Source organism: Xenorhabdus littoralis (assembly GCF_033949345.1).
GTDB classification, from domain to species: Bacteria; Pseudomonadota; Gammaproteobacteria; order Enterobacterales; family Enterobacteriaceae; genus Xenorhabdus; species Xenorhabdus littoralis.
Map to the genome: position 1 here is coordinate 1 of NZ_VCDP01000241.1, position 273 is coordinate 273.

The 273-nt window shown below is 52.0% G+C and carries 1 rRNA gene; it reads right to left on the minus strand.

The window, feature by feature from the left end:
- Positions 1 to 273 (minus strand): 23S ribosomal RNA (locus tag FE394_RS19480); the annotation flags it as partial.

Sequence of the window (273 nt, forward strand, 5' to 3'; positions counted from 1 at the left end):
ACTAACCCTGAGCGGACGAGCCTTCCTCAGGAAACCTTAGGCATTCGGTGGACGGGATTCTCACCCGTCTTTCGCTACTCATACCGGCATTCTCACTTCTAAGCGCTCCACCAGTCCTTCCGGTCTGACTTCACTGCACTTAGAACGCTCCCCTACCACTGATACCATTGGTATCAATTCGCAGCTTCGGTGGTGTATTTAGCCCCGGTACATTTTCGGCGCAGAGTCACTCGACTAGTGAGCTATTACGCACTCTTTAAATGGTGGCTGCTT